This is a genomic window from Roseivirga ehrenbergii, assembly GCF_001593005.1.
GTDB classification, from domain to species: Bacteria; Bacteroidota; Bacteroidia; order Cytophagales; family Cyclobacteriaceae; genus Roseivirga; species Roseivirga ehrenbergii.
On sequence record NZ_LQZQ01000038.1, the window covers coordinates 1 to 425 of the forward strand.

At 38.8% G+C, this 425-nt stretch carries 1 pseudogene; it reads right to left on the minus strand.

Annotated features, from left to right (window positions below):
• Positions 1 to 425, minus strand: a pseudogene (locus tag MB14_RS10255) (hypothetical protein); the annotation flags it as partial.

The following is a 425-nucleotide window of genomic DNA, read 5'->3' on the forward strand; positions in this document are numbered from 1 at the left end:
GTAATGTTAGCGTTTCCATTAGCATCAAGAGCAACGGTGATATCTTGAGCAATTACAATAGGGGCGATGTTGTCAACAATAGTAACAGTAGCTGTTTTAGTGCTTGTGTTACCGTTGTTATCAGTAACAGTTAGGGTTACAGTGTTATCACCAAGGTTAGAACAATCGAAGCTTGTTTTGCTTACTGTTATACTTTCAATACCACAATTGTCCGAAGAGCCATTGTTAATCTGAGCTGCTGTAATAATTGCGTTTCCGCTAGCATTAAGCGACACTGAAATATTCTGGGTGATTACATTAGGAGCAGTATTATCAACGATAGTTACTATAGCGGTAGCTGAAGCAGTGTTTCCACTTGCATCAGTTCCAGTCAATGTTACTGTTTGGGTACCAATATCATTACAACTAAACGAAGTCTTGTCAAC